This is a genomic window from Flagellimonas oceanensis (assembly GCF_003992595.1).
Taxonomy (GTDB): Bacteria; Bacteroidota; Bacteroidia; order Flavobacteriales; family Flavobacteriaceae; genus Flagellimonas; species Flagellimonas oceanensis.
On sequence record NZ_RZNA01000047.1, the window covers coordinates 216,362 to 241,446 of the forward strand.

Consider the following 25,085-nt stretch of genomic DNA (forward strand, 5'->3'; position numbering starts at 1 on the left):
AAGAGTAGCAGCAAATTTTTGCCTATCCTTTTGTTTGTCAGGTTGAAGGTCAAACGTAATTTTTCTTTATCAGCAAAGCTATTAAATCAATAATTCTGGAGCAATATCCAGTTTCGTTATCGTACCATCCAATGATTTTCACCATTTTACCTATTACGGATGTCATCAAAGAATCAAACGTACAAGAGTAAGAACTATTGTTTATATCGATGGAAACAATAGGGTCTTCGGTGTAGCTTAAAATGTTTTTAAGGTCACTGTTCGCTTGCTTCTTAAAGGTAGCATTTATTTCTTCAATGGAGGTTTCTTGGATAACATTGAAGGTAATATCGGTGAGTGAACCATTGGGAACGGGCACTCGAATGCCACATCCCCCTATCACATCGGACAATTCAGGGAAAATACTTGTCAGTGCCTTTGCCGCTCCCGTTGTGGTTGGAATTATGGATTGACCTGCTGCTCGGGACCTCCTGAGGTCACGGTGAGGACTATCGTGCAGACTTTGGTCGGAGGTGTAGGAGTGCACCGTGGTGATGTACGCCTGTTCTATCCCGCAGAGATCATTGATCGTTTTGATCATCGGAGCGGCATTGTTGGTGGTACAGGATGCGTTGGAAATGATTTGGTCCTCAGGTTCTATAATTCCTTCATTGACACCCAGGACCACCATTTTGATGGAATCATCCAAGGGAGGAACGGAAAGAATCACTTTTTTCGCCCCGTTTTCCAAATGGAGTTCCAAATCTTCCCTGGACTTGAATTTTCCGGTGGATTCCACTACAATATCGACATCATATGATTTCCAGTCTATTTCTTTGGGATGGGCATGGTTGAGAACGGGTATTTCCCTGTCATCGACCAGAATCTGATGGTCTTTGTGGGATATTTTGTGGTCCAATACCCCGTGAATACTGTCATATTTCAGCAGATGGGCCAAGGTCTCAGCGTTGGCCAAATCGTTTATGGCCACAACCTTGATGTTCGGATGCTTCAGTAAAAGCCTGAAAAGGGTTCTACCGATACGGCCGAAGCCATTGATACCAACAGTGATGTTTTTCATAATCGGGGGAAGTGGATGGTGCTAGTGTATATGCTTGTGCGCTTTGTACGATGAGCGGACCAAAGCTCCACTTTCAACGTGCCTGAAGCCCATTTCCAAACCTACTTCCTCATATTTTTTGAACTGTTCCGGCAAAATGAACTGTTTTACGGGAAGGTGTTTTTTGGAGGGTTGTAAATATTGTCCAATAGTGATCACATCCACATCTGCCTTTCTAAGGTCTTCCATGGTGGCGATCACTTCATCCTCTTCTTCCCCAAGGCCCAGCATGATACCTGATTTGGTCCTTTTTGCCCCATTTTTCTTTAAATAGTCCAGTACTTCAAGGCTTCTCTCATATTTGGCCTGAATCCTTACTTCGCGAGTGAGCCGTTTCACGGTTTCCATATTATGGGAAATCACTTCAGGAGCCACGTTTATGATTCTATCCAAATGGGTGGATATTCCTTGGAAATCGGGAATCAAGGTCTCCATGGTGGTCTCTGGGTTCATTCGTCTAACGGCTTGTACCGTTTCTGCCCAGATAATGGAGCCCATGTCTTTAAGGTCATCACGGTCTACGGATGTGAGCACGGCATGTTTGATGTTCATGATCTTTATGGAGCGGGCCACTTTTTCGGGCTCTGCCCAGTCCACGGTTTCCGGACGGCCTGTTTTAACACCGCAAAACCCACAGGAGCGGGTACAGATGTTTCCTAAAATCATGAATGTTGCAGTACCTTCTCCCCAGCACTCGCCCATATTGGGGCAGCTACCGGAGGTGCAAATGGTATTGAGGTCGTACTTGTCCACCAGGCCCCTGAGTTGGGTGTATTTTTTACCCGTTGGGAGCTTGACCCTTAGCCATTTTGGCTTTCCTTTGGGTGGAATTACGTTTTCTGCTACGCTTGTGCTCATACAACAAATTTTGATTTACAAAGATAAGAAACTGGGAGGGAAAGTTCGTGCCTTGAAGTGGGTCACTTTTTTTTGATGATTTCCGCCAAAAGTTTTTTGGCCCGAAGCAATTTTACCTTCACATTGTTCACGGGCTCATTGAGCTCTTTGGCAATATCGGCATAGCTCATTTCCTGGAAATAGCGCAGGTTGAGGACCTTTTGATAATGGGGCTTCAATTTTTTGATATCCTGCAGAAGATGGGCGAGGTTCTGCTCGGTGATCAATCGGTCTTCCACTGTGGGGGTTTCATCCAAAACCCTTTTTACCTCATCACCGCGCGATTCCATTTCGTTCATGAGGCTTCTCTTGCGTTTTCGGAGAAGATCTACATGAAGATTTTTGGAAATGGTTATGAGCCAAGTTTTGAACTCGTAGTTTTCGTCGTAGGTATCGATTTTATCAAACGCCTTTGAAAAGGTTCGGATAGTGATATCCTCTGCGTCGTTCTCATTTTTGGTGCGAAGTATTTGAAAACCGTAGACATCGTTCCAAAAAGTGTCCAAGAGTGTACTGAAGGCAATTTGGTTTCCTGCTTTTGCCTTTTGAATAATCTCCTTGATGGGATTTTCGGTTTTTTCCAAAAAATGATTCTTTCCTGAAAATTAAGGATTATTCAGGATTTGTAACGGTGTCTTTTTTACAATCTTGCTCTTCAGGGAGTTTACCGCAAAATCCACAAGCTTCCCCGTCTTTGTTCAAAAATGGACTTTGGCTTGCACAGGTTCCTGCAAATTCCCCGTTCTTTTTCCCCCAGATTTTAATGGCGATACCTGCAAATGCAAGGGCCAACAATCCAATGGTAACTAATGCTAACTTCATATTCCAACTTTTGGACAAAGGTACAAAATACCTTGCTAAAGGATGTGGTGTTTAAGGTTTCTTTAAACTGAGCCTTAATATTGGATGTTGGCAACGATATTGTCCACAGAAGGGGTGTTGTTTCCGCCTTCCGGTTCAATGGTAATGTAGCCTACGGCATTATCGGCATAGGGCAAAGCAAGGAGCTTGTCCTTTTCATCAAAGTTTTTGATCACACCTAAGTTGACCAATTCACCGTTTACCTCGGCCCACATCTGGAAGCACTTGTTCTCAGGGAGTTCTGGAACATTGCTCACATTGATGTATGAAAGTTTTTTCACGGGGTTGATATAGGCAATGGCCTTGAGTTCCTTGGCTTCACGTTCCCCTTTTACCTGATATTTTTTTGTAGCAGGGTTGTTGAGAACAATAAATTGATTTCTCATATCGGCCAACTGGTCTTTCATGTTATCCTCCAAATACTTGATTTGGTTGGTTACCATGGTGTTTTCCTGTTGCAAGGTCTGGTTCTGGTTCCAGAAGAAAAGGGAGGAGCCGGCGAAAATCATAATGGCAATGCTCGCTGCAACGGCGTATCGCATGAACCTTTTGCTGACCATGGTTTCCTTTCTGGCACTGGCAAGGATGATCTCTTTGAGGCCTTCAGGTGTTTTTCTGGCGTACAAATTGGCAAAGGTCTCCAGGTTCTTCTGGAGTGTATCGTAGGTCTCCCTTACCTCTGGGTACATGGCAATGTACCTTTCGGCTTTCTGTGACTCTTCTTTGGTGGTATCTCCCAAAAGATACTTTTCCAAGATGTCCGATTCTAAAAATATTTTAACTTTTTCCTTCATGATAACAGATTTAATAACAGAAGTAAAGACATGGTGGTACCGTAAATCTTTCCAAGTTCCCTAAGTCCGATTTTTAATCGGGACTTTATCGTTCCCAAGGGAATATCCAATTCATCACTCGCTTCTTGCTGCGTCATTCCCTCAAAAAACAGGGCTTCAAGAACAATCCTGTACTTATCTTCAATCTTGTCCAAGTTTTCCTGGATGTCCAGATGTTCGGGGTTAATGCTCTTTACTCCTACATTATATACGTCCGAAACGTCGATTTGGATCTCTTTGTCCGATTTATTGTTAACACTTCTTAACTTATCTATGGCCGTGTTACGTACAATTCGGAACAGCCAAGTAAAAAGTTTGGCTTTTGAAGCATCATAAGTATCCGCTTTTTTCCAAATTTTGATGAAACTCTCCTGTAGCACATCCTGGGCCAAATCCTCATCCTTTACCACTTTGTGAGCAACTCCAAAGAGCGTATCTCCATAATTTTCATACAGTAGGGAAATAGCCTTATCGTCTTTTTCCGCAAGGAGTGAAACAATATGTCTCTCGATCAATGTGCTCATTTATGATGCTTTTGGTAAAATTTTTTAGGGGGCAAAAATCTAAAATAGGATTTATCTCGTATATAAGACAAAGCTAAGACAGAAAAAGCATTTTGTTTTAGTTGATATTGAAAAGAAATAAAGGGTGTAAGAACCCTGACAGCATACATGAATTTGGTTAGTTTGGTTTGGTATAACCCTCGTTATTGGTTTCAATGCGAGGGTTATTTTATTATGTTCACCTCTGGTCGAATCTTTATTTTAAATTTTTTTTGTACCTCTTCTTGAATTTTTTGGGCCACATCCAAAATCTCCTTGCCCGATGCATTCCCGTGATTTACCAAGACCAAGGCCTGTTTTTCATGTACCCCGGCATCCCCAAAGCGCTTGCCTTTAAACCCACACTGCTCTATGAGCCAGCCTGCAGGGATTTTATACTGGTTTTCATCAACCTCATAAAAAGGGGCATTGGGATTCCTTTTGATGAACTTGTCAAAGGCCTTTTTGGAAATGATGGGATTCTTGAAAAAACTGCCGCTGTTCCCAATCTCTTCGGGGTCTGGCAATTTGCTTCTTCGGATGGCGATTACCGCATCAGAAATGTCCTGAATGGTGGGATGAACGATTCCTCTGTTCTTGAGTTCATTTTCAATGGAGCCATACCCCGTGTGGAGTACATGATTTTTTTTGGTCAACTTCAAGACCACGGATGTGATAATGTATTTTCCTTTGGCCTTGTTCTTGAAAATGGAATCCCTGTAGCCAAACTCACAGGCTTCGTTGTCAAAACCTTCCAGCTCACCGGTTTTTACATCCATGGCGGCACAGCTCACAAAAAGATCCTTGAGTTCCACACCGTAGGCACCGATGTTTTGAATGGGGGCCGTCCCCACATTACCTGGAATCAGTGAAAGGTTTTCCAGTCCGCCATAGCCTTGCTCCAAACTCCACATGACCAGATCATGCCAATTTTCCCCAGCCATTACTTTGACTTCGACGCTATCTTCATCTTCCTCGACAACAGTAATGCCCTTTAATTGGATGTGCATTACCAGCGCATCAATGTCCTTGGTAAGCAGCATGTTGCTGCCTCCGCTGATAATGAACTTTTTGGGATAGGCTTTGAGTTCCAGCGCTTTTTGAAGTTGGACCAGTCCCGTGATCTCAACAAAAAACTTTGCTTTCACATCAATACCAAAGGTATTGTAGTTCTTTAAGGATATGTTTTCCTGTATGTTCACTGGGCGTTGTACTCGGTTAAGGCCTTGCCCAAAATTTGGACGGCCTTTACAAGTTGCTCTTTTTCGAGCACATAGGCAATTCTTATTTGATTTTTCCCCAATCCCGGTGTGGCGTAAAAGCCTGCTGCTGGAGCTACCATCACGGTTTTTCCATCAACTTCAAAGCTTTCCAACAACCATTGGGCAAAGTGATCGGCATCATCAATGGGGAGTTCGGCGACACAGTAGAAAGCACCTTGTGGGGTGGCTACTTTCACACCCTCGAGCTTATTCAGTTCGGTTATCAGGAGGTTTCTTCTGGAAACATATTCTTTGATTACGTCATCAAAATATTCTTGTGGGGTTTCCAAGGCCGCCTCGCTGGCGATCTGGGCAAAGGTTGGAGGGGACAATCGGGCCTGGGCAAATTTCATGGCCGTATCGATCACTTGTCTGTTCTTGGAAATCAAACAACCGATACGTGCGCCGCACATGCTGTATCTTTTGGAAACGGAGTCAACCACAATGGCATGTTCTTCGAGTCCATCAACTTGCAGGATGGAATAATGTTCCCTTCCATCATAGGTAAATTCCCGATACACCTCATCAGCAACAAGAAAGAGGTTGTGCTTTTTGACCAAATCCGCCAATTGGTGGATTTCTTCTTTGCTGTAGAGGTATCCCGTTGGATTTCCAGGGTTGCAAATCAGAATTGCCTTGGTTTTTGGTGTGATGAGCTCCTCGAACTTGGAAATGGGAGGAAGCGCAAAATTATTTTCTATGGAGGATGCTATAGGTTTTACATTTACTCCCGCTGCCGTGGCAAAACCATTGTAGTTGGCGTAAAACGGCTCGGGGATTATAATTTCATCCCCATTGTCCATGATGGTTCCCATGGCGAAGGACAGTGCTTCCGACCCTCCTGTGGTCACGATGATATCTTCCGCATCAACAAAAATATCCTGTTTGGCATAGTAGGCCGCAATTTTTTGGCGATAAGCCTCTGAGCCTTGGGTCATGCTGTACTCAAGTACTTCAATCTTGTGGTTGCGAACAGCATCCAAAGCCACTTTTGGTGTTTTTATATCGGGCTGTCCAATATTGAGGTGTATGACCTGGGTTCCGCGTTTTTTGGCAACCTCTGCGAAGGGCACCAGTTTACGGATGGGCGATGCGGGCATTTGTGTCCCTTTCTTGGAGATACTTGGCATGTGCTAAAGTTTTGGCAAAAATGGGAAAACCAATTATCGAAAACAACAACTTTATGGAATAATTACGTGCTTATTGAAATGTTAAAGTATTACCTGTAGTACAGCTTAATTTGTATATTTAATAAGTATGACTAGTTGAGATTTAGTATGTTGAGGAGAAATTCCATCTTTTTTGCATTTCTTTTAATTGTGCCCTTTATGGTTTTGGCGCAAGGGTACAATCTGCCCAAAGGTGAGAAACGCCAGAATATAAAGTTTCAACTCATCAACAACCTTATTGTTATCCCGGTGGAGATCAATGGTACCGAACTGACCTTTATTCTGGATTCGGGGGTCAGTAAGCCAATTCTTTTCAATCTTTCCAAGTCGGATTCCATTTCTATCAACAATGTTACCGAAGTTACCGTTCAAGGTTTGGGTGGTGGGGAACCTATGAAGGCATTGAGTTCCAAGGGAAACATATTTGAGCTTGGGGATGCCAAGAATTTTTCCCAAGACCTTTATGTGGTTTTGGACAGGGATATCAATTTTTCCACCTCCTTGGGTATTCCCGTTCATGGGATTATGGGGTACGACCTATTCAGGGATTTTATTGTTGAAGTGAATTATGCTTCAAAAAGGATAAAATTGCACAACCCAGAACTGTATACCTACCGAAATCGACGAAAAACACAGACCATTCCTTTAATGGTTCGAGCAAGAAAAGCATATATGCAAGCTACTGTATTAATGAAGGATACAGCCAATATACCTGTCAAATTGTTGGTGGATACGGGAAGTAGCGATGCCTTGTGGTTGTTTCATCAGCCAGCCAAAGGCCTGGAGGTGCCGGAAAAAAATTATGAAGACCTTTTGGGACGTGGTCTAAGCGGGGATATTTTTGGGAAACGCAGTAAGATCAACGGGATTCGGATAGGGGGTTTTGAATTGAATGAAGCTAAAGTGGCTTTTCCTTATCGTGAATCCTTTAAGGGCTTGGATAGCCTGAGCGACCGTAATGGAAGTGTAGGGGGAGAGCTTCTGAAACGTTTTAATATGGTGTTCGATTATTCTCGCGGCCTGGTCACATTAAAGAAGAACAGGAATTTCAAAGATCCCTTTCAGTACAATTTGGCTGGGATAGATTTGCAGCACAATGGACTTAGGTATATAGCGGAAAGTATTGCCAATAGCAATGGAGTGGTCAAGAGCGATGAACAGGATGCTTTTGGGAATGTTCAGATTTTATTGGAAAACAAAACAAGGTTGAGCCTTGTGCCCGAAATCGTGGTATCCGGTATCAGAGCTGGTAGCCCTGCTGCAGAGGCTGGTTTAAGAGAAGGGGATGTCATACTGGCCGTTAATGGAAAAAGGGTGCATAAATATAAGCTACAGGAAATCCTTAAAATGATAAATGAAAGGGAAGGAAAACGGATAAAGGTGCTGATTGAACGATACAACAGGGATTTGCTGTTTACCTTCGTCCTGAAAAAGATGTTTGACGACGATTAAAAAAAACAAAAACCCCGAATCCAATTGGATTCGGGGTTTTCTTTGAAGTGTAATTTTCTTTTTGCTTACTTCGCTCCAGGATTCTTAACGGTACCTTTTATTTTAAGGACTTTCGTTGGAGTATCCGCATTGGAGGTCACAGTGATGGCTTTTCTGATCGGGCCAACCCTATTGGTGTCATATTTTACTTCGATTTTTCCTGTTTTCCCAGGCATAATCGGTTCTTCTGGCTTTTTTGGGATAGTACATCCACAGCTGGACCTTACATTGCTGATGACCAAAGGGGCATTACCAGTGTTGGTAAACTCAAATACACGAATACCATCACTACCTCTGTCAATTTCTCCGTAATCAATGGTCTCGCTCTTAAATTCGATTTTAGCAGTTTCCTGAGCGTATACCCCTAAGGATAAAAGCCCTACAAACAGCATGAGTACAGTTTTTTTCATCATTTTTGGTTTTTGGGTAAATTTCAAATGTAGATGTTTTGATACCTGCATCCAAAATTCTTTTGTTATAGAATAACGTTACTTATTTTTGTTTCGTATTTCTGGATTGGCTCTAATCCGAAGAATGGCGTAAAATTAACATTTAGCTTTCCCTTCAAATAACCAATCACAGTCCAATTGAACAAAAACTGTACCGAAAAATGGAAATCCCATCAAAATATGACCCAAAAAGGGTTGAAGAACATTGGTATGCCTACTGGTCGGAGAACGACTATTTCAGCTCCAAACCGGACGAAAGAGAGCCGTATACCATCGTAATACCCCCACCAAATGTTACAGGGGTCCTGCATATGGGGCATATGCTCAACAATACCCTACAAGATGTTCTTATCCGTAGGGCACGACTATTGGGGAAAAACGCCTGTTGGGTCCCGGGAATGGATCATGCTTCCATCGCTACGGAAGCAAAGGTGGTTGCCAAATTGAAGGCCGATGGCGTAGACAAGTCCAAATTGTCCCGCGATGAATTTCTGAAGCATGCATGGGATTGGACCAACGAGTATGGCGGTGTGATCCTTCAACAATTGAAAAAACTGGGTTGCTCCTGCGATTGGGACCGCACCAAATTCACTATGGATGACGATATGTCAGCATCGGTAATCAAGGTTTTTGTTGATTTATATAACAAAGGATTGATTTACAGGGGGTACCGAATGGTGAATTGGGACCCTGAGGCCAAGACAACACTTTCAGATGAGGAGGTGATATATGAAGAAAGACAAGGTAATCTATACTATCTGTCCTATGCCATCGAAGGTTCCGATGAAAAAGTGACGATTGCCACCACCCGTCCAGAGACCATTTTGGGAGATACCGCTATCTGTATCAACCCCAATGATGAAAGATACCGTCATTTGCGCGGCAAAAAAGCCATTGTGCCCATTTGCGATAGGGTGATTCCCATAATTGAAGATGAATATGTGGACGTGGAATTTGGTACAGGATGCCTTAAGGTCACGCCCGCACACGATGAAAACGATAAAAATCTGGGGGATAAGCACAACCTTGAAGTTGTTGATATCTTCAATGATGACGCTACCTTGAACTCCTATGGCCTTCATTATGAAGGTAAGGACCGATTTGTGGTGCGCAAGGAAATCTCAAAAGAGCTTGAAGAAAAAGGGTATCTGGTAAAAACAGAACAGCATACCAATAAGGTGGGGACATCGGAAAGAACAAAGGTGGTCATTGAGCCAAGATTGTCCGATCAGTGGTTTCTGAAAATGGAAAACCTTGCCAAACCCGCCTTAGAAAGCGTTTTTGACACAAACGACATTAATTTCTTCCCCAAAAAGTTTGAAAATACATACCGCCATTGGATGGAAGGTATTCGCGACTGGAATATTTCCCGTCAATTGTGGTGGGGCCATCAAATTCCCGCTTATTACTATGGCGACGGTAAGGAGGATTTTGTTGTTGCCGAATCCCCTGAAGAAGCCTTGGAACTTGCAAGAGCCATAAAACCCAAGATAGAAGCAGCCGACCTGCGACAGGACCGTGATGTTCTGGATACATGGTTTTCCTCATGGTTGTGGCCCATCAGTGTGTTCGGGGGAATCTTGGACCCGGACAATGAAGAAGTAAATTACTATTACCCTACCAACGATTTGGTGACCGCCCCGGATATCATATTCTTTTGGGTGGCAAGAATGATCATGGCAGGATACGAATACAGGGGGGAGCGACCTTTTGAAAACGTCTATTTTACCGGGCTGGTCAGGGATAAGCAGCGTAGGAAGATGTCGAAGCAATTGGGCAATTCCCCAGATGCCCTTAAACTCATTGAGGATTTTGGGGCAGATGGCGTACGCGTTGGACTTTTGCTGAGCTCATCGGCAGGAAATGATATTATGTTCGATGAAGCCCTTTGCCAACAAGGGGCCAACTTTGCCAACAAGATATGGAACGCCTTCCGTTTGGTAAAAGGATGGGAAGTTGCAGATATCCCACAACCGGAAGCGGCAGAAAAAGGAATAGCCTGGTACAAGGCCAAGTTCAATCAAACTTTGGTGGAGATAGAAGACCATTTCTCCAAATATCGTATTTCTGATGCCTTGATGGCTACCTATAAATTGGTTTGGGACGATTTCTGTTCCTGGTTATTGGAGATTGTGAAACCAGAATACCAAAAGCCCATCGACCAAAAAACATATGATGAGGTATTGGGCCTTTTTGAGGAAAACCTCAAATTGTTGCATCCATTTATGCCGTTCTTGACTGAGGAAGTGTGGCAACATATCGCCGAGCGTACGCCGGAGGATGCTTTGATCGTTTCCCAATGGCCAGAGGCTAAAGAAGTGGACTCAACCTTGATTGCGGATTTTGCATTTGCTTCCGAAGTGATTTCCGGGGTACGAACCATCAGAAAGGAAAAAAACATCCCCCAAAAGGATGCGTTGGAGCTCTTTATGCTGAATGCAGAAGGTGTGGGGCCGCAAATGGATACCATTATCCTAAAACTGGGAAACCTCTCAAAAGTGGAAACTGTGGACGCCAGTTTGGATGGAGCGCTTACCTTTAGGGTTAAAAGCAACGAATACTTCATTCCCATCAGTGGAGCCATTGATGTGGAAGCTGAAATCGCCAAGATTACGGAAGAACTCAATTATACCAAAGGATTTTTAAAGTCGGTGGAAAAGAAATTGAGCAACGAGCGTTTTGTGAACAATGCCCCCGAACAAGTGGTGGCGATGGAACGCAAAAAAGCAGCTGATGCCGAGGCCAAGATTGAGACTTTGGAAAAGAGTTTGGCGAGTTTGCAATAAGTGCAAGAATACATGGTAGATTGATTTTGAAAAGGGAAGCTCACTTCCCTTTTCTTTTTATTTTTCATACTTTGGAAGGCATAATAACCAATTGACTTCAAAACCAATGAAAAACCTCGATAGAAGAAGTTTTATCCAAAAAACTTCGTTGACAGCCGCCGTGGTTTCCATAGCCCCGACCTATTTAAGGGCCAATTCCGAAAGACCTATTTCTTCCTCTTACATGGGCGGATTTGCCGCACCTAAATTGGAAAAGGTTCGTGCGGCCTTTATTGGAGTTGGAGCGAGGGGAGGCACCCATGCCAAGTTCTTTGCCGCTTTAAATGGAACCGAAGTGGTTGCCATCTGTGATCTTTATGAGGATTTAGTGAAAGAAAAGACCCAATGGGTAAAAGAAGCAGCTGGAGAAAATCGTCATAAAAATATAGCGCAATATTGGGGCCATGAGGATAAGTGGCGGACCATGCTAAAAGAAGTAAAGCCCGATGTGGTGTTTATCGCTACCAATTGGGCAAACCATGCACCGATGGCCATTGGCGCCATGGAGCACGGAGCCCATGCGTTTGTTGAGGTGCCCATAGCCACTACCATTCAGGATATGTGGAGTATCGTGGATGCCAGTGAGCGTACCCAAAAGCACTGCATGATGTTGGAGAACGTGAACTACAGCCGTGATGAATTGATGTTCCTCAATATGTGTCGGCAAGGCGTGATTGGGGAAATACTTCATGGCGAAGCAGCTTATGTTCATGAATTGCGTTGGCAAATGGAAGAGCAGGAGCGAGGTACTGGGTCATGGCGAACACATCATTATGCCAACCGTAACGGGAATTTATATCCTACACACGGTTTGGGCCCTGTTGCCCAATACATGAATTTGGCCAGACAGGAGGATACCTTCGGTAGTTTGGTTTCTTTTTCCACTCCTTCAAGAGGGAGGGAATTGTATGCCGAGGAAAATTATCCTAAAGACCACAAATGGAACCAACTTGATTTTAAAGGAGGGGATTTGAATACCTCCATCATCAAAACCCACTTTGGGAAAACCATTATGGTGCAATGGGACGAAACGAGTCCAAGACCCTATTCCCGATTGAACCTGGTACAGGGAACCAAAGGTGTTCTGGCCGGATTCCCGACCCGCGTAGCTTTGGAAGGTGGTGTGGAAGGGTTGACCAAGGACCATCATTCCTGGGTGCAAGGAGAACAGCTGGAAAAATTATACGAAAAATATGATCATCCCCTTTACAAACGATTGAACGAAGCTGCCAAAGGGAGTGGCCATGGTGGTATGGACGGAATCATGGTATATCGAATCGTGGAATGCCTGCAGAAGGGACTTCCTTTGGATCAAAATGTGTACGAAGGATGTTTATGGAGTGCGGTTTCCCCATTGAGCGAACGTTCTGTGGCCAGTGACGGGGCACCACAGCCTTTCCCTGATTTTACACGAGGCAATTGGAAGGACACTGAGCCGTTACAAATTATAAGCTAAGAGCGTTAATGATTGAAATAAAAGTACCGGCCCGAATCTGTTTTTACGGTGATCATCAAGATTATTTGGGATTGCCCGTAATTGCTGGAACCATTGATCGATATATTAATTTAAAGGCGAGTCCAAATACCGACGATAGGTACCTGTTAAGGTTATTGGACCTCGAAGCGGAGACATCCATTGCTTTGAACGATGATTTGAAGCAAATTCAATCCGATGATTATTTTAGGTCGGTAATGGCCGTATTAAAAAAACAAGGTTTTCAGTTTGATCAAGGTTACGATATCGAGATATCGGGAAACATTCCCGTGAACGCTGGACTTTCCAGTTCCTCTGCTTTGGTGGTGGCCTGGATTCGTTTTTTGGTGGAAACCCAAGGAAAATCCAAAGAAATCAGTGATTATCAAATTGGGAGATGGGCATACGAAGCCGAAGTCATGTTCTTTGACCAGCCCGGGGGATTAATGGATCAGTATACCATAGCACAAAAAGGTTTGATTTATATCGATACCCGAAATGGCGAAAGCACTCGACTGAATGCCAATTTGGGGAAATTACTTGTTGCGGAGTCGGGTGTGCCCAAAAAGACCTTGGAGGTCTTGAAAAATGCCAGAGTGTATGCACAGAAGGCCGTGGATGCCGTCAAAAAAGTACATCCAGAACTTGAACTGCAACGTGCCACCTTGACGGATTATGAAAAATATGTTGATTTGGTGCCCGAGGAACTCCAGGGGTATTGGTATGCCACCATTTACAATTATCACATCACGCTGGAAGCAAAAAAGGAATTATTGAAGCAGAATCCCGACATTCAACTTTTGGGGGATTTGATGAACCAGCATCAAATCATTTTGCAAAATGAAATCAAAAATACGCCTTTGGAAATGGTGGAAATGATGGATGCCGCACGTAATGCTGGGGCAACCGGGACAAAAATCATCGGTTCGGGAGGTGGTGGCTGTATGGTGGCCATGGTAACGGAAGATATGGAGGAAAACATAAAACAGGCATTTTTGGACCAAGGAGCCAAGGCAGTTTACAGAGTGGAATTAACAAGTTGATTAGAATGGAAAATACGAGTTTGATTATTATGGTAGGTGGTGCATCCTCACGCATGAAGCGAAGTTTAAAAACCAGGGAGGACCAAAAGGGGATCATGGACAACATTCCCCATAAAAGTTTGATTCCCGTAGGGAAAAACGGTAGGCCTTTCCTGTACTATTTGGTTCAGAATGCGGTGGAGGCGGGATACACAAAACTGTATTTGATCACAAGCCCGGAAAATGAAGCCTTTCAAAACTTGAAAGAGCAGGGCAATCTTCCAAGTGGACTGGAGGTTTTATTGGCCGTACAATCCGTGCCAGAGGGAAGGACAAAACCATTGGGCACTGCCGATGCCCTTCAGCAATGTTTGGATCAATACCCTGAATTAAAACAGACCACCTTCACGGTTTGCAATGGGGACAACCTTTACTCCGTTGGCGCTTTAAAAGATTTAAGGTCAGCTAGAAAAGCCCCCCATGCTTTGATCAGTTACGGCAGTTCAGGTTTTGATTACACCGAGGAGCGCATAGCCAAGTTTGCTGTGATGGACATTTCCTCGGATGGTTTTCTACAGCAAATTATTGAAAAACCCAATGTGGAGGATGTTCCAAAGTATAGGGATGAGTCAGGGGAGCTAAGGGTAAGCATGAACATTTTTAGTTTTTCGGGCAAAGAAATCCATCCCTATTTAAAAAACTGTCCCATTGACCCTGTTCGAGACGAAAAGGAATTGCCCAAAGCTGTTGCTGTTTTGGTTACCGAAGAATCGCAAAGCGTTTTTTGTATACCCCGCTCAGAGCATATTCCCGATTTAACGGATGCAAATGATATTCAGTTATTTAAAAATTTAGAGTAACTTAAAGGCATGTAATCCCATACTTGCATCGAGCAAACTTTAAATTTTTGAAATGGAATCGTATGCAACGGCATTATTATATGCAACACCGTTTTTTATCGGCTTGGTATTGATCGAGATTCTTTACGGCCGATTTGTAAAAGATCAGAAACACAACCTTATGGACACCGTGAGCAGCCTTAGCTCTGGTTTGACCAATGTGGTCAAGGATTCGTTGGGATTGGTGCTCATTTTGGTAAGCTACCCTTTTTTATTGGAGCATTTGGCCTTGGTGGAGATCAAAGCAACTTGGCTGGTTTGGGTAGTGGCCTTTATTGCATTGGATTTTGCGGGTTATTGGAACCACAGGTTGAGCCATCACATCAACTTTTTTTGGAACCAGCACGTGATCCATCATAGCAGTGAAGAGTTTAATTTGGCCTGTGCGCTTCGTCAGCCCGTTTCGAACTTATTGGGGTATTACGCACTGTTGCTGATTCCCGCTGCCTTATTGGGAGTGCCCAACCAGGTCATAGCGATATTGGCGCCTATTCATTTGTTCGCTCAATTTTGGTATCACACTCAGCATATTGGGAAAATGGGCTTTTTGGAGTACGTGATCGTGACCCCGTCACAGCATCGGGTGCACCATGCCATTAATCCCGAGTACATCGATAAGAACCTGGGACAGATATTTTGTGTTTGGGACAGGATGTTCGGAACTTTTCAGGAAGAGTTGGATGAGGTGCCCCCGCAATACGGTGTTTTGAAACCTGCCAATACGTGGAATCCCATCATCATTAATTTTCAGCACTTATGGCGATTGATTCAAGATGCATGGCGTACCAAAAGTTATTGGGACAAATTGCGGATTTGGGTTATGCCCACCGGTTGGCGTCCCGAGGATGTGAAGGAAAAATACCCTATTGCCATCATCAAGAATGTATACAATTTCAGAAAGTATCAGCCCGAAGCCTCCAATTCGTTAAAGGGCTATGCACTGTTCCAATTGATTATCACCATGGTTTTGATGCTCTTTATGTTCTACAACTATACTGACATTGGATTTGATGGGCTTTTGCTCTTCGGTGCTTTTATATTTGTCGGTATTTATGGCTATACAACCCTTATGGACCGCAAGAGCTATGCAGTTTGGATTGAAGTGATTCGAGGGGTGGGAGGATTGGCATTGATTTATTTTACCAATGATTGGTTTGGAATCAATACATACTTTTCGATAGGAAGCTATCTGGTGGCCCTATATTTTTTGGTAACGATTTTCGGGGCTATCTACTTTACGTATTTTGAGAAGTCGTTCGCGACCCCTGATTTGGTTTCCTAGAGCGATTTAAGCTCTTTGTCCACCAATTCCACATATTTTTCCATGGCTTCCTCCACACTGATTCTTTTGGCTTGGAAAAGGGCATTTGCCTTGAAAGCATTGATGAGTGGTGTTCTACTGCCGGGATTGTCAAAGTTTTTGTTGGCAATCTTAAAATAGGCATACAACTTTAACAGAAGATCTGCGGGTAGGGGGTCTGTGTAATCGTTAACAAAGTTAACGGCATCGTTGAACCTTTTATGTAATTCTTCGTTAATCATCCAACGGTCTTACGGAAGCAATGCATGTGCGTGCCCCAACTACTTTTTGATTGAGTTTTACAGTGATGTCACAGTCAAGCGGCAACAATAGATCCACGCGCGACCCAAATTTTATAAAACCGGCATCCTCCCCTTGGGTCACTTGTTCGCCTTCTTCGGCATAGTTTACGATCCTACGTGCCATGGCCCCCGCTATTTGCCTGTAACCGATTTCCCCGAATTTCGGGGTATGCAGGATTATCGTGGTGCGTTCATTCTCGGTGCTGGATTTTGGGTGCCAGGCCACCAGGTATTTCCCTGGATGGTATTTGGAATAGGTTACCGTTCCGCTTGCAGGGTATCGGGTCACATGTACATTGGTGGGTGACATGAATATGGATACCTGCTTTCTTTTTTCCTTGAAGTATTCGGGTTCGTCAACTTCCTCGATGACCACAACCTTGCCATCAACGGGAGCCAATATTTCATCAAAATTGGGCGTGACCAATCGCTTGGGATTTCTGAAAAACTGCAGAATGGCTATCAAGAGCACTAAAGCAGCGATCTGAACCACAAGCCGAACCCATTCCACATCAATCAAGTATTGTGCGGCCAAAACGGCGGCTACCACCATGAAAAAAGTGGTAATGATAATTTTTTGCCCCTCTTTATGAAACATAGGAGAATATAGTTAAAATCAAATAAGCAAAAGGTGCAGCGAAGACCAAGCTATCCAATCGGTCCCAAATTCCACCATGCCCGGGCAGGATAGCTCCGCTATCCTTTACTCCGGCCATACGTTTGAACTTTGATTCCAATAAATCTCCCAAACTCCCTGCAACCACTATTAAACAGGCCATTGCCATCCATTCCATTAAAGTGAGCCTTGTTTCGTACCACGATAAAAAATAGGCGGCTATCAGTGCAAAAATAAGACCTCCTACAGAACCTTCAATGGTTTTTTTTGGTGAAACTGCAGGAAATAGTTTCGTACGCCCCAAAGTTCTTCCCACCAAGTAGGCAAACGTATCGTTGACCCATATCAAAATAAAGATGCCCATGATCAAAAACTGAGCGAATTCATCGATTTTGTATGGAATCATCGTTAAGAAAATGCATCCGCCCCCAATGTAAAAGAGTCCGATGAAAAACTTCTGAAAGCTTGTAAAATTCCTAGGTTTTTTGGAAAACAGGAACATCAGTAATGCGATGTCCACCGTTATGGTCAACAACATCAGTAAATTTACCACCATGGTGTCATTGGTCAGATAAATAAAAATCCACCAAAGTGCTAAATAAGCCATAAAGATGTAATAACCTTTAAGCCTTACGATTCTTTTGAACTCGTACAGACAGGCAAGCCCAAATGCCATGAACAGGAAATCGAAAGCATCAGAGCTTAGAAATACCGCGCCTAGGAGTAGTAATACATAAATCACTCCTGTTATGGAGCGTCTCAAAATTTCTCTCATGTATTTAGAAATCTTCTAGGAGTAAAAGATATACATTTTTTGAGGCACTTCCGTAGGAAAGAAAGTCATCTTTGTTTTCGGCCGTTTGCTGAAAGTGCTTTAATGTGGTAATGTTATTGGGAATATCTTTTTGATAGCGTTCTTTAATGATTTTGAGTGCTTCGCTTATGGAATCCACTAGCTGGCTCGTGGTGGCAAAAACCACCAAGTTGGAAGGTAGTTCGTTCAGCTTCTTTTCCTTGATCTGATTGGAGCAGACCAAGATGGAGCCATTGTGGGCGACAAGGTGCTCGCATGTGGTAAAGAAAATTTCACTTTCGTTGCGGTTGTTGGTAAAGTCAATCTTCTCTGAGGCAAAACGGGTTTCCAACCTTGGGTCCATGGAGTAGAAAAGATGGTTTTGCCAATCGTTTTCCGAAATGATGTTTTTGAGCGCTTCGGAAACTTCCGCGAAATCTTCACAGTAGATAAACTTGCCACCATTTTTTTTGAAGTAGATGGTAAATTTCTCATCAACGGGAATCTTTAAATCGGGCATGTGGTCACCACGGGTTTCCGCAGTTTCCTTGGAAACCTTTTTTCCTCCTCCGAAAAGTTTTTTAAAAACCCCCATTTATGGTGTTGCGTTCTTATCTACCGAATCAATATAATTCCTTTGATTATACTTTATTGAATGAATTTATTCTGCTGGCTCCAGCTTTTCCTCTTCTTTTTCGAAAGGTCTTTGACCAAAGATCTTTTCCAAATCGTCCTTAAATATAACCTCTTTGTCCAAAAGTCTTTCGGCAAGTTCGGTAAGCTTGTCCTTGTTTTCTTCCAAAAGTTTAATGGCCCTTTCGTATTGCTTTTCAATCATTTTGGATATCTCCTGATCGATTTTCTGGGCTGTCTCTTCACTGTAGGGCTTGGTAAAACCATACTCGTTCTGTCCTGATGAATCGTAGTAGGTAATATTGCCCAATTCATCATTGAGTCCGTATATGGTGACCATGGCGCGAGCCTGTTTGGTTACTTTTTCCAAATCGCTCAATGCACCAGTGGAAATTTTACCGAACATTACCTTTTCTGCAGCTCTACCTCCCATGGTGGCGCACATTTCATCCAACATTTGCTCTGGACGAACGATTAAGCGCTCTTCGGGCAAGTACCATGCTGCTCCAAGGGATTGTCCGCGAGGTACGATGGTCACTTTTACCAATGGTGCCGCATGTTCCAACATCCAACTCACGGTAGCATGACCTGCTTCGTGGAAGGCGATGGTTTTCTTTTCATCCGGTGTGATGATTTTGTTCTTTTTCTCCAGACCTCCCACAATCCTATCCACGGCATCCAAGAAGTCTTGCTTGGTCACTGCTTTTTTCTCTTTTCTGGCAGCGATGAGTGCTGCTTCGTTACAAACATTGGCAATATCTGCACCTGAGAAACCTGGCGTTTGTTTGGCCAAGAAGTCCAAATCCAAGGTTTCAGCGGTTTTTATGGGACGAAGGTGTACTTCGAATATTTCCTTTCTTTCGTTCAGGTCGGGAAGGTCAACGTAGATTTGACGGTCGAAACGTCCTGCACGCATCAATGCTTTGTCCAGTACATCGGCACGGTTGGTGGCCGCCAACACAATTACGTTGGTATTGGTCCCGAAACCATCCATTTCGGTCAATAACTGGTTCAATGTATTTTCACGCTCGTCATTGGAACCAGTGAAGTTGTTTTTGCCCCTTGCACGTCCAATGGCGTCGATTTCATCAATAAATATGATGGCAGGGGATTTGTCCTTCGCTTGTTTGAACAAATCACGTACCCTTGATGCCCCCACACCTACGAACATCTCAACAAAGTCAGAACCGGATAGTGAGAAGAAAGGCACTTTCGCCTCGCCTGCCACGGCTTTCGCCAAAAGGGTCTTACCGGTACCGGGAGGGCCTACCAAAAGGGCTCCCTTTGGTATTTTTCCCCCGAGAGAGGTGTATTTATCAGGGTTTTTCAGGAACTCGACGATTTCCTGAACTTCTTCTTTGGCTCCTTCCAGACCTGCAACATCTTTAAAGGATGTGCGGGTATCGGTTTTCTCGTCGAACAATTTGGCTTTGGATTTCCCAATGTTGAAAATCTGTCCACCTGCACCGCCGCCTGCACCGCCTGACATTCTGCGCATCAGGTAGATCCAAATACCTATAATGAGGGCAAATGGCAACAGGGTAAGGAATATTTCGCCGAGCACGTTGGATTCCGTGTCAAACTCGACAATGGTGTCCAGGTTGTTCTCTTTCTTGATTTCCGTGATCTCATTCTGGAAAATCTGTAAATCCCCGTAGTCCAGTACATATTGCGGTACCAGACCAGTGGAAGGGAACAGCGGTTTTTCGGCCACGCCTTTGTGGACGTCCTTGTTCAGGGCTTCCTCGGTAAGGTATACCTTGGCTTGACGCGTATTGGTAATGATGACGATCTTGGAGATGTCACCATTGCGCAAAAATTCTTGTAATTCGGAGGTTGTGGTTTTTTCGGTGCTGGAAAAATTGCTTCCACCAAAAAATTGGAAGCCAATAATCAATGCGATGACCACACCATAGATCCACCACGAGCTAAAACGTGGTTTCTTCGGAGTATTATTTGGATTGTTCTCTTTTGCCATTTTTTCTTAAGAATTGTAACTACTTTCCACCATAGTGACCTTGGCATCTCCCCAAAGTCCTTCAATGTCATAAAATTCCCTAATGTGTTTTTGAAATACATGTACCACAACGTTCACATAATCCATCAGTACCCATTCGGCATTTTCCGAGCCTTCGACATGCCATGGCTTGTCGTGTATGGCCTTGCTTACCTTTTTTTGGATAGAGGATACAATTGCGTTTACATGCGTATTGGAAGTACCGTTGCAGATGATAAAGTAGTCGCAAACTGTATTTTCGATTTCCCTAAGGTCCAGTAGATTTATATCAACTCCTTTTACGTCTTCTATTCCTTCCAGGATCAAGGCAATCAATTCATCTGCGCTAGCTTTCGTTTTCTGCATTCAAAAAGTTTAGTTTTTTACAAAGTTATGTTTTTTTTGTTTTCTTAGCCCTAGTTTTTAACAAATCGTAAAGGCTTGTCACATTGGGAAAACATTTTCAATTACTCAAACTTGATGCCACGGACTCCACAAATCAATATTTGAAGGATTTGTTGCGTTCCGAAAAACCATCTGATTATACCGTTGTTATTGCTGAAAGACAATTGAAGGGCAGGGGGCAAATGGGAACTGTGTGGGAGTCGGAAGGTCGCAAAAACCTTACGTTTAGTGTGTTGCGAAGGTTTGATGCCTTGAATGTCAAGCATCAATTTGTGCTGAACATCGCCGTTTCCTTAGCTGTGCATGATGTATTGAAAGAACTTCTGGTGCCGGATGTGACCATAAAATGGCCCAACGACATTATGTCAGGTTCCAAGAAAATTTGTGGCATTCTGATCGAAAATGTACTCAAAGGCGAAAGGGTAGGGCAGTCCATTATCGGAATTGGCCTCAATGTCAACCAAACCGATTTTATGAATTTGGACAAAGCTTCCTCCCTGCAGCGAATTACAGGCCGCAATTTTGATTTGGAAGAACTGCTCCATAGTTTATTGGGGCATTTGTGGTTGCAGTTGGAATCCATCGAGGCGAAGACTGTCACACAATTGTTGCCTACTTACGAGAAACTACTTTTTAGAAAGGACAAACCTTCCACCTTTACCAATGCCCACGGTAAAATGTTCATGGGGTTTATCCGCAAAGTATCGCCGTCGGGCAAATTGGTGCTCGAACTAGAGGATAGGGTGTTTAAGGAATTTGACCTGAAAGAGGTAAACTTGCTTTACTGACCTATTTTGTCCATGTTGTTGGACAGTGTTCCCATAAAGTTGGTGATGGGGGCTTTTATCATCATGGCCATCATGGCATTGAACTCTCCCTCGAAACTCAATGCGACTTCGCTCTCGTTTTCTCCCAATGCATTTATGTCAGCGGTCAATGTAAAGGGGAGTTTGTCACTTGCAGCGCCCAAAACCACTTTGTCATGTGGGTTTTGTTCTTTTAATCGGAGGATGATCTCCGGCATACCTTTCAATGCGAATTTAAAAGTGTTTTCATCCAACACTTCAAATTTGTCGATGTTGTCCGGCATTAAGGTTTCGAAGTTTTTGATATCCGTCAAGAATTCAAATACTTCTTTGTCACTTTTGGCAACTTGCTTCTTTGGGGTCTCAATGTGCATGGTAAACTTTTATTTCTTCCATTCTTGTGGATTGGATCTCCACTCCAATAGGGTCTGTAATTGATTTTGTTGGATGTAGTTGGTCTCCGAGGCTTGTTCGATCAAGTTTTCATAATCGGACAGGGTATGGAGTTCCACACCTTCTTTTTCGAAATTATCCGTGGATACCGGAAAACCGTAGGTGAAAATGGCAATCATGCCTTTAATGTCGGCATTTTGTGCTTTCAAGGCCTGTACGGCATTCAAGCTGCTGTTGCCCGTGCTGATCAGGTCTTCGATGACCACTACGCTCTGCCCAGCTTCAAAATAACCTTCAATCTGGTTTTGCCTTCCGTGTTCTTTAGGTTTTGGTCTTACATAGACAAAAGGAAGCCCCAATGCTTCGGCAACAAGGATGCCGATTCCGATGGCGCCAGTGGCCACCCCGGCGATCACATCGGGCTTGCCATAAAGGTTCTCGACCTGCTTGGCAATTTCTTCCCTGACAAAATTCCGAACTTGGGGATAGGAGAGCATGATCCTATTATCGCAATAAATAGGCGATTTCCAACCCGAAGCCCAAGTAAAAGGATTTTCAGGTTCCAACTTAATTGCATTAATTTGTAATAACAGCTCAGCTGTTTTTTTTGCGATTTGCTTATCTAAAACCATTGCGCAAATGTATGAAGTTTTTGTTAATGAGGCTCCACTGATTTTAACAAACGAGCGCCCCCAGGATTCCAATGGTAATTTGTTTTCTTTGGATGGTGATTCCATTGTTGAGGCTATCAAGCTTTTGTCCAAAAAGAAGTTGAAGAAAGCCTATCTCTACCATCCTGATGACAAGAAAATCCTGAAACTTTTTATGCACAAGATTCCCGTAGTGGTTGCTGGTGGAGGTTTTGTGGTCAATAAGAAGGGGAAAATCCTGTTTATCCACAGAAATGGAAAATGGGACTTGCCCAAAGGAAAGGTGGATAAAGGTGAATCCATAGAAAATGCAGCAATTCGTGAAGTAGAGGAAGAAACAGGTGTAAAGAACCTTAAAATAGAACGATTTCTCCATACTACGTTCCATATCTTCAAAAGGAACGGGGAATACCGGTTGAAACAGACCCACTGGTTCATTATGTCCACCGATTACAAGGGGAAATTGGTCCCCGAAAAATCCGAGGGCATCAAAAAAGTGAAGTGGAAAGGTGCCCGCAAGACCAAGAAGGCATTAAAAAATTCTTACCACAACATTAAGGTTCTGTTCGAGGATTGGCCATTTTAATCAGGTAACAACCCAGAAGCATCACTGCCTTTCGCTACACGATAAATAGGGTAGGTCAGGTAGGCCTCTTCAAAATGTACGGAACGCTCAAAAATCCAATTCAACTGGGCGTACCAGTTATTGGCAAAATTGAGCTCGGCTTCTTTCTTCGCTTCGAATTCCTGTAATAATAAGGAATCTTTTTCCAGCATTTCCAAGGCCACATCTTCAAAAACATATGGGGAGAACCCTTCTTTGCGTTGCAGAACGGTATCAAAAAAGTTCCAATTGAAAAAGGAATCGGCCCCTTGGGGTTCCAGTGTCTCCAAAAGGTATCGAATACCTGGTTGGTGCGTTGGAACCAAAAGGTCACCTTCCCTAAAATGAACTTTCTTGATGCTTTTCTCCACTTGGGTGTTGGAGTGGAGGTAATGACCTTCGTAGGGAGAATTCCGTGTATCGTAATTTGCTATTTTGTAGGCTTCCACGGAGAGTGTGGTATCCTTCTCGATGGGGAAATATTGAATTTTATTGACATCCAGACGTTCTATGACCCCTCTCCAGCTTTTCTTTACGATATAGGCATCGGGCACCTCGACAGTATCAGCAGGATAAAAATAATCGTTGTAAACGGTTTCTTTCGTGAAGGGCTTGTCCCTATTGTACTTTAATCTGGGAAGACCGGTAACCTCACTTACTGGGCGTTCTGCTTCAAAACCTTTGAAGTTCAGGGTGGAGCTTTGAGTGGTGTCCACCTGCCAGTTGAAGTAATATTCGTTAAGGTCCAAGTTGCTTTCCAAGGTTCTCTTGCGAAGGGATTTTATATTGTCGTGTTCCGTTTCCACTACCTTGATAAGGCTTTGCATAAGGTCGTACGTGCCTTCAACCCGTTGTTTGTAAGGTTTTAGCATGTGCGTTTCCACCATTAGGCCCAAGGTGCTCCAAAGAGTAGTGTATCCTGTGGAGTATCGGGGATAATCCATGAACTGGCTGAAGCCCTGTTCAGGTGGTCTATTGAACACATTGACGTATGGGGTAATGTCCCATTCTTTTTCAGCCAATGAATTCTCAAGGCTTGGCATTAAGGTATCGTGCAGGTATTCGCCCATTTCCCCCCCCAATTTATTGTGTTGGGTAAAAAGATGGGTCAGTACGTATTGGTAATCCGCCCCGTTGCTCACATGGTTGTCCATGAACACGTCGGGTTTTACCATATGGAATATCTGTGCAAACGTCTTGGCATTTTGAGTGTCCATTTTGATGAAATCCCGATTCAGGTCGTAATTACGCGCATTTCCCCTGAACCCATATGCAGCCGGGCCATTTTGATTGGCCCGTGTTGTTGAATTCCTGTTCAAAGAGCCTCCTACATTGTAAATGGGAATGGTAACCAAAACTGTGTTTTTGGGCATTTCCAGTTTGCCGGTGGCCAAATCCCTGTAAAGCATCATGGTGGCATCGATACCATCGCTCTCGCCTGGATGGATGCCATTGTTTATAAGGATAATCGATTTTTCCTTGCGGATATTTTCATAGTTAAAGTCCCCATCTGGATTAAAGGTAACGGTGTGCAATGGCAAGCCGCTATCCGTTTTGCCTATGGTGTGAATGTTTATCTCTGGAAATTCACGGGCAAGGGTAATATAGTAATCGATGGTTTGCTGATAGGTTGCCGTTTCCATTCCTTCGGATGATTCGTAATGGGTAGGGTACGAGGATTTCTCATCCTGTGTTTCGGATTCACAGGACACAAAAAGAAAAAGGATGGCGAAAAAAGATATGTACTTCAACACGATAATCGGG

General features: G+C 43.6%; 26 protein-coding genes. 8 read left to right on the plus strand and 18 right to left on the minus strand.

Annotated features, from left to right (window positions below):
• Positions 1-49 precede the first annotated feature (49 nt).
• The 8 genes from gap to EO132_RS14050 all read right to left on the minus strand — a co-directional run bounded on the left by gap (position 50) and on the right by EO132_RS14050 (position 6,624).
• Entirely contained in the window at positions 50-1,060 is a 1,011-nt protein-coding gene (gene gap / locus EO132_RS14015) for a type I glyceraldehyde-3-phosphate dehydrogenase (protein WP_127138463.1), read from the minus strand.
• A 21-nt stretch (positions 1,061-1,081) separates the two neighbouring features.
• Positions 1,082-1,957, minus strand: coding sequence for a lipoyl synthase (gene lipA / locus EO132_RS14020; RefSeq protein ID WP_127138464.1), 876 nt, complete (start codon positions 1,955-1,957; stop codon positions 1,082-1,084).
• A gap of 62 nt (positions 1,958-2,019) precedes the next feature.
• Complete coding sequence (locus EO132_RS14025; protein WP_127138465.1) at positions 2,020-2,580, minus strand: RNA polymerase sigma factor; 561 nt, start codon at positions 2,578-2,580, stop codon at positions 2,020-2,022.
• 28 nt (positions 2,581-2,608) lie between these two features.
• Positions 2,609-2,818: a membrane or secreted protein gene (locus EO132_RS14030; protein ID WP_127138466.1), complete on the minus strand. Its 210-nt coding sequence runs from the start codon at positions 2,816-2,818 to the stop codon at positions 2,609-2,611.
• 74 nt (positions 2,819-2,892) lie between these two features.
• Positions 2,893-3,651, minus strand: a complete 759-nt coding sequence (locus EO132_RS14035; RefSeq protein WP_127138467.1) for an anti-sigma factor — start codon at positions 3,649-3,651, stop codon at positions 2,893-2,895.
• Entirely contained in the window at positions 3,648-4,214 is a 567-nt protein-coding gene (locus tag EO132_RS14040; RefSeq protein ID WP_127138468.1) for an RNA polymerase sigma factor, read from the minus strand. Before EO132_RS14040 ends, EO132_RS14035 begins: the two co-directional genes overlap by 4 nt.
• Positions 4,215-4,417: 203 nt before the next feature.
• Positions 4,418-5,434 (minus strand): UDP-N-acetylmuramate dehydrogenase, encoded by a 1,017-nt coding sequence (murB, locus tag EO132_RS14045; protein ID WP_127138469.1) that lies wholly within the window; start codon positions 5,432-5,434, stop codon positions 4,418-4,420.
• Positions 5,431-6,624, minus strand: coding sequence for a pyridoxal phosphate-dependent aminotransferase (locus EO132_RS14050; RefSeq protein ID WP_127138470.1), 1,194 nt, complete (start codon positions 6,622-6,624; stop codon positions 5,431-5,433). Before EO132_RS14050 ends, murB begins: the two co-directional genes overlap by 4 nt.
• A gap of 198 nt (positions 6,625-6,822) precedes the next feature.
• Between EO132_RS14050 and EO132_RS14055 the strand changes: the two genes are divergently transcribed.
• A complete protein-coding gene (locus EO132_RS14055; protein ID WP_235856466.1) occupies positions 6,823-8,115 on the plus strand; it encodes an aspartyl protease family protein in 1,293 nt (430 codons plus the stop codon).
• Positions 8,116-8,180: 65 nt separating this feature from the next.
• Here EO132_RS14055 and EO132_RS14060 read toward each other — a convergent pair whose 3' ends face one another.
• Positions 8,181-8,567, minus strand: coding sequence for a DUF1573 domain-containing protein (locus tag EO132_RS14060; protein WP_127138472.1), 387 nt, complete (start codon positions 8,565-8,567; stop codon positions 8,181-8,183).
• A gap of 197 nt (positions 8,568-8,764) precedes the next feature.
• Here EO132_RS14060 and EO132_RS14065 point away from each other — a divergent pair, with 197 nt between their 5' ends.
• From EO132_RS14065 to EO132_RS14085, 5 genes are all read left to right on the plus strand, one after another.
• A complete protein-coding gene (locus EO132_RS14065; protein ID WP_127138473.1) occupies positions 8,765-11,389 on the plus strand; it encodes a valine--tRNA ligase in 2,625 nt (874 codons plus the stop codon).
• A gap of 106 nt (positions 11,390-11,495) precedes the next feature.
• Positions 11,496-12,884 (plus strand): Gfo/Idh/MocA family protein, encoded by a 1,389-nt coding sequence (locus EO132_RS14070; RefSeq protein WP_127138474.1) that lies wholly within the window; start codon positions 11,496-11,498, stop codon positions 12,882-12,884.
• Between the two features lie 8 nt (positions 12,885-12,892).
• Positions 12,893-13,945 carry a GHMP family kinase ATP-binding protein gene (locus tag EO132_RS14075; RefSeq protein WP_127138475.1) on the plus strand — a complete coding sequence of 351 codons (1,053 nt, stop codon included), beginning with the start codon at positions 12,893-12,895 and terminating at the stop codon, positions 13,943-13,945.
• Between the two features lie 5 nt (positions 13,946-13,950).
• Entirely contained in the window at positions 13,951-14,784 is an 834-nt protein-coding gene (locus EO132_RS14080; protein WP_235856467.1) for a sugar phosphate nucleotidyltransferase, read from the plus strand.
• Positions 14,785-14,836: 52 nt separating this feature from the next.
• Positions 14,837-16,105, plus strand: a complete 1,269-nt coding sequence (locus EO132_RS14085) for a sterol desaturase family protein (protein WP_127138476.1) — start codon at positions 14,837-14,839, stop codon at positions 16,103-16,105.
• Here the strand turns inward: EO132_RS14085 and EO132_RS14090 are convergent.
• The 6 genes from EO132_RS14090 to rsfS all read right to left on the minus strand — a co-directional run bounded on the left by EO132_RS14090 (position 16,102) and on the right by rsfS (position 20,829).
• Positions 16,102-16,365, minus strand: a complete 264-nt coding sequence (locus tag EO132_RS14090) for an acyl-CoA-binding protein (protein ID WP_127138477.1) — start codon at positions 16,363-16,365, stop codon at positions 16,102-16,104. The genes EO132_RS14085 and EO132_RS14090 overlap by 4 nt on opposite strands.
• Positions 16,358-17,023, minus strand: a complete 666-nt coding sequence (locus EO132_RS14095; RefSeq protein ID WP_127138478.1) for a phosphatidylserine decarboxylase family protein — start codon at positions 17,021-17,023, stop codon at positions 16,358-16,360. Before EO132_RS14095 ends, EO132_RS14090 begins: the two co-directional genes overlap by 8 nt.
• Positions 17,013-17,816 (minus strand): phosphatidate cytidylyltransferase, encoded by an 804-nt coding sequence (locus EO132_RS14100; RefSeq protein WP_127138479.1) that lies wholly within the window; start codon positions 17,814-17,816, stop codon positions 17,013-17,015. The genes EO132_RS14095 and EO132_RS14100 overlap by 11 nt, the downstream gene beginning before the upstream one ends.
• A 4-nt stretch (positions 17,817-17,820) precedes the next feature.
• Positions 17,821-18,429, minus strand: a complete 609-nt coding sequence (locus EO132_RS14105) for an LUD domain-containing protein (RefSeq protein ID WP_127138480.1) — start codon at positions 18,427-18,429, stop codon at positions 17,821-17,823.
• A 66-nt stretch (positions 18,430-18,495) separates the two neighbouring features.
• Positions 18,496-20,445, minus strand: coding sequence for an ATP-dependent zinc metalloprotease FtsH (gene ftsH / locus EO132_RS14110; protein WP_127138481.1), 1,950 nt, complete (start codon positions 20,443-20,445; stop codon positions 18,496-18,498).
• Positions 20,446-20,451: 6 nt separating this feature from the next.
• Positions 20,452-20,829, minus strand: a complete 378-nt coding sequence (rsfS, locus tag EO132_RS14115) for a ribosome silencing factor (RefSeq protein ID WP_100817468.1) — start codon at positions 20,827-20,829, stop codon at positions 20,452-20,454.
• A gap of 83 nt (positions 20,830-20,912) precedes the next feature.
• On the opposite strand from rsfS, the gene EO132_RS14120 reads away from it, so the two are divergent.
• Positions 20,913-21,656: a biotin--[acetyl-CoA-carboxylase] ligase gene (locus EO132_RS14120; RefSeq protein WP_127138482.1), complete on the plus strand. Its 744-nt coding sequence runs from the start codon at positions 20,913-20,915 to the stop codon at positions 21,654-21,656.
• Here the strand turns inward: EO132_RS14120 and EO132_RS14125 are convergent.
• Together EO132_RS14125 and pyrE are read right to left on the minus strand one after the other, a co-directional pair.
• A complete protein-coding gene (locus tag EO132_RS14125) occupies positions 21,650-22,048 on the minus strand; it encodes an SRPBCC family protein (RefSeq protein ID WP_127138483.1) in 399 nt (132 codons plus the stop codon). The genes EO132_RS14120 and EO132_RS14125 overlap by 7 nt on opposite strands.
• A 9-nt stretch (positions 22,049-22,057) precedes the next feature.
• Positions 22,058-22,699 (minus strand): orotate phosphoribosyltransferase, encoded by a 642-nt coding sequence (pyrE, locus tag EO132_RS14130; protein ID WP_127138484.1) that lies wholly within the window; start codon positions 22,697-22,699, stop codon positions 22,058-22,060.
• A 7-nt stretch (positions 22,700-22,706) separates the two neighbouring features.
• Here pyrE and EO132_RS14135 point away from each other — a divergent pair, with 7 nt between their 5' ends.
• Positions 22,707-23,303 (plus strand): NUDIX hydrolase, encoded by a 597-nt coding sequence (locus EO132_RS14135; protein ID WP_127138485.1) that lies wholly within the window; start codon positions 22,707-22,709, stop codon positions 23,301-23,303.
• On the opposite strand, the gene EO132_RS14140 is transcribed toward EO132_RS14135, so the two are convergent.
• Positions 23,300-25,072, minus strand: coding sequence for a M14 family metallopeptidase (locus EO132_RS14140; RefSeq protein ID WP_127138614.1), 1,773 nt, complete (start codon positions 25,070-25,072; stop codon positions 23,300-23,302). The two genes, EO132_RS14135 and EO132_RS14140, sit on opposite strands and share 4 nt — an antisense overlap.
• Between the last annotated feature and the right edge of the window lie 13 nt (positions 25,073-25,085).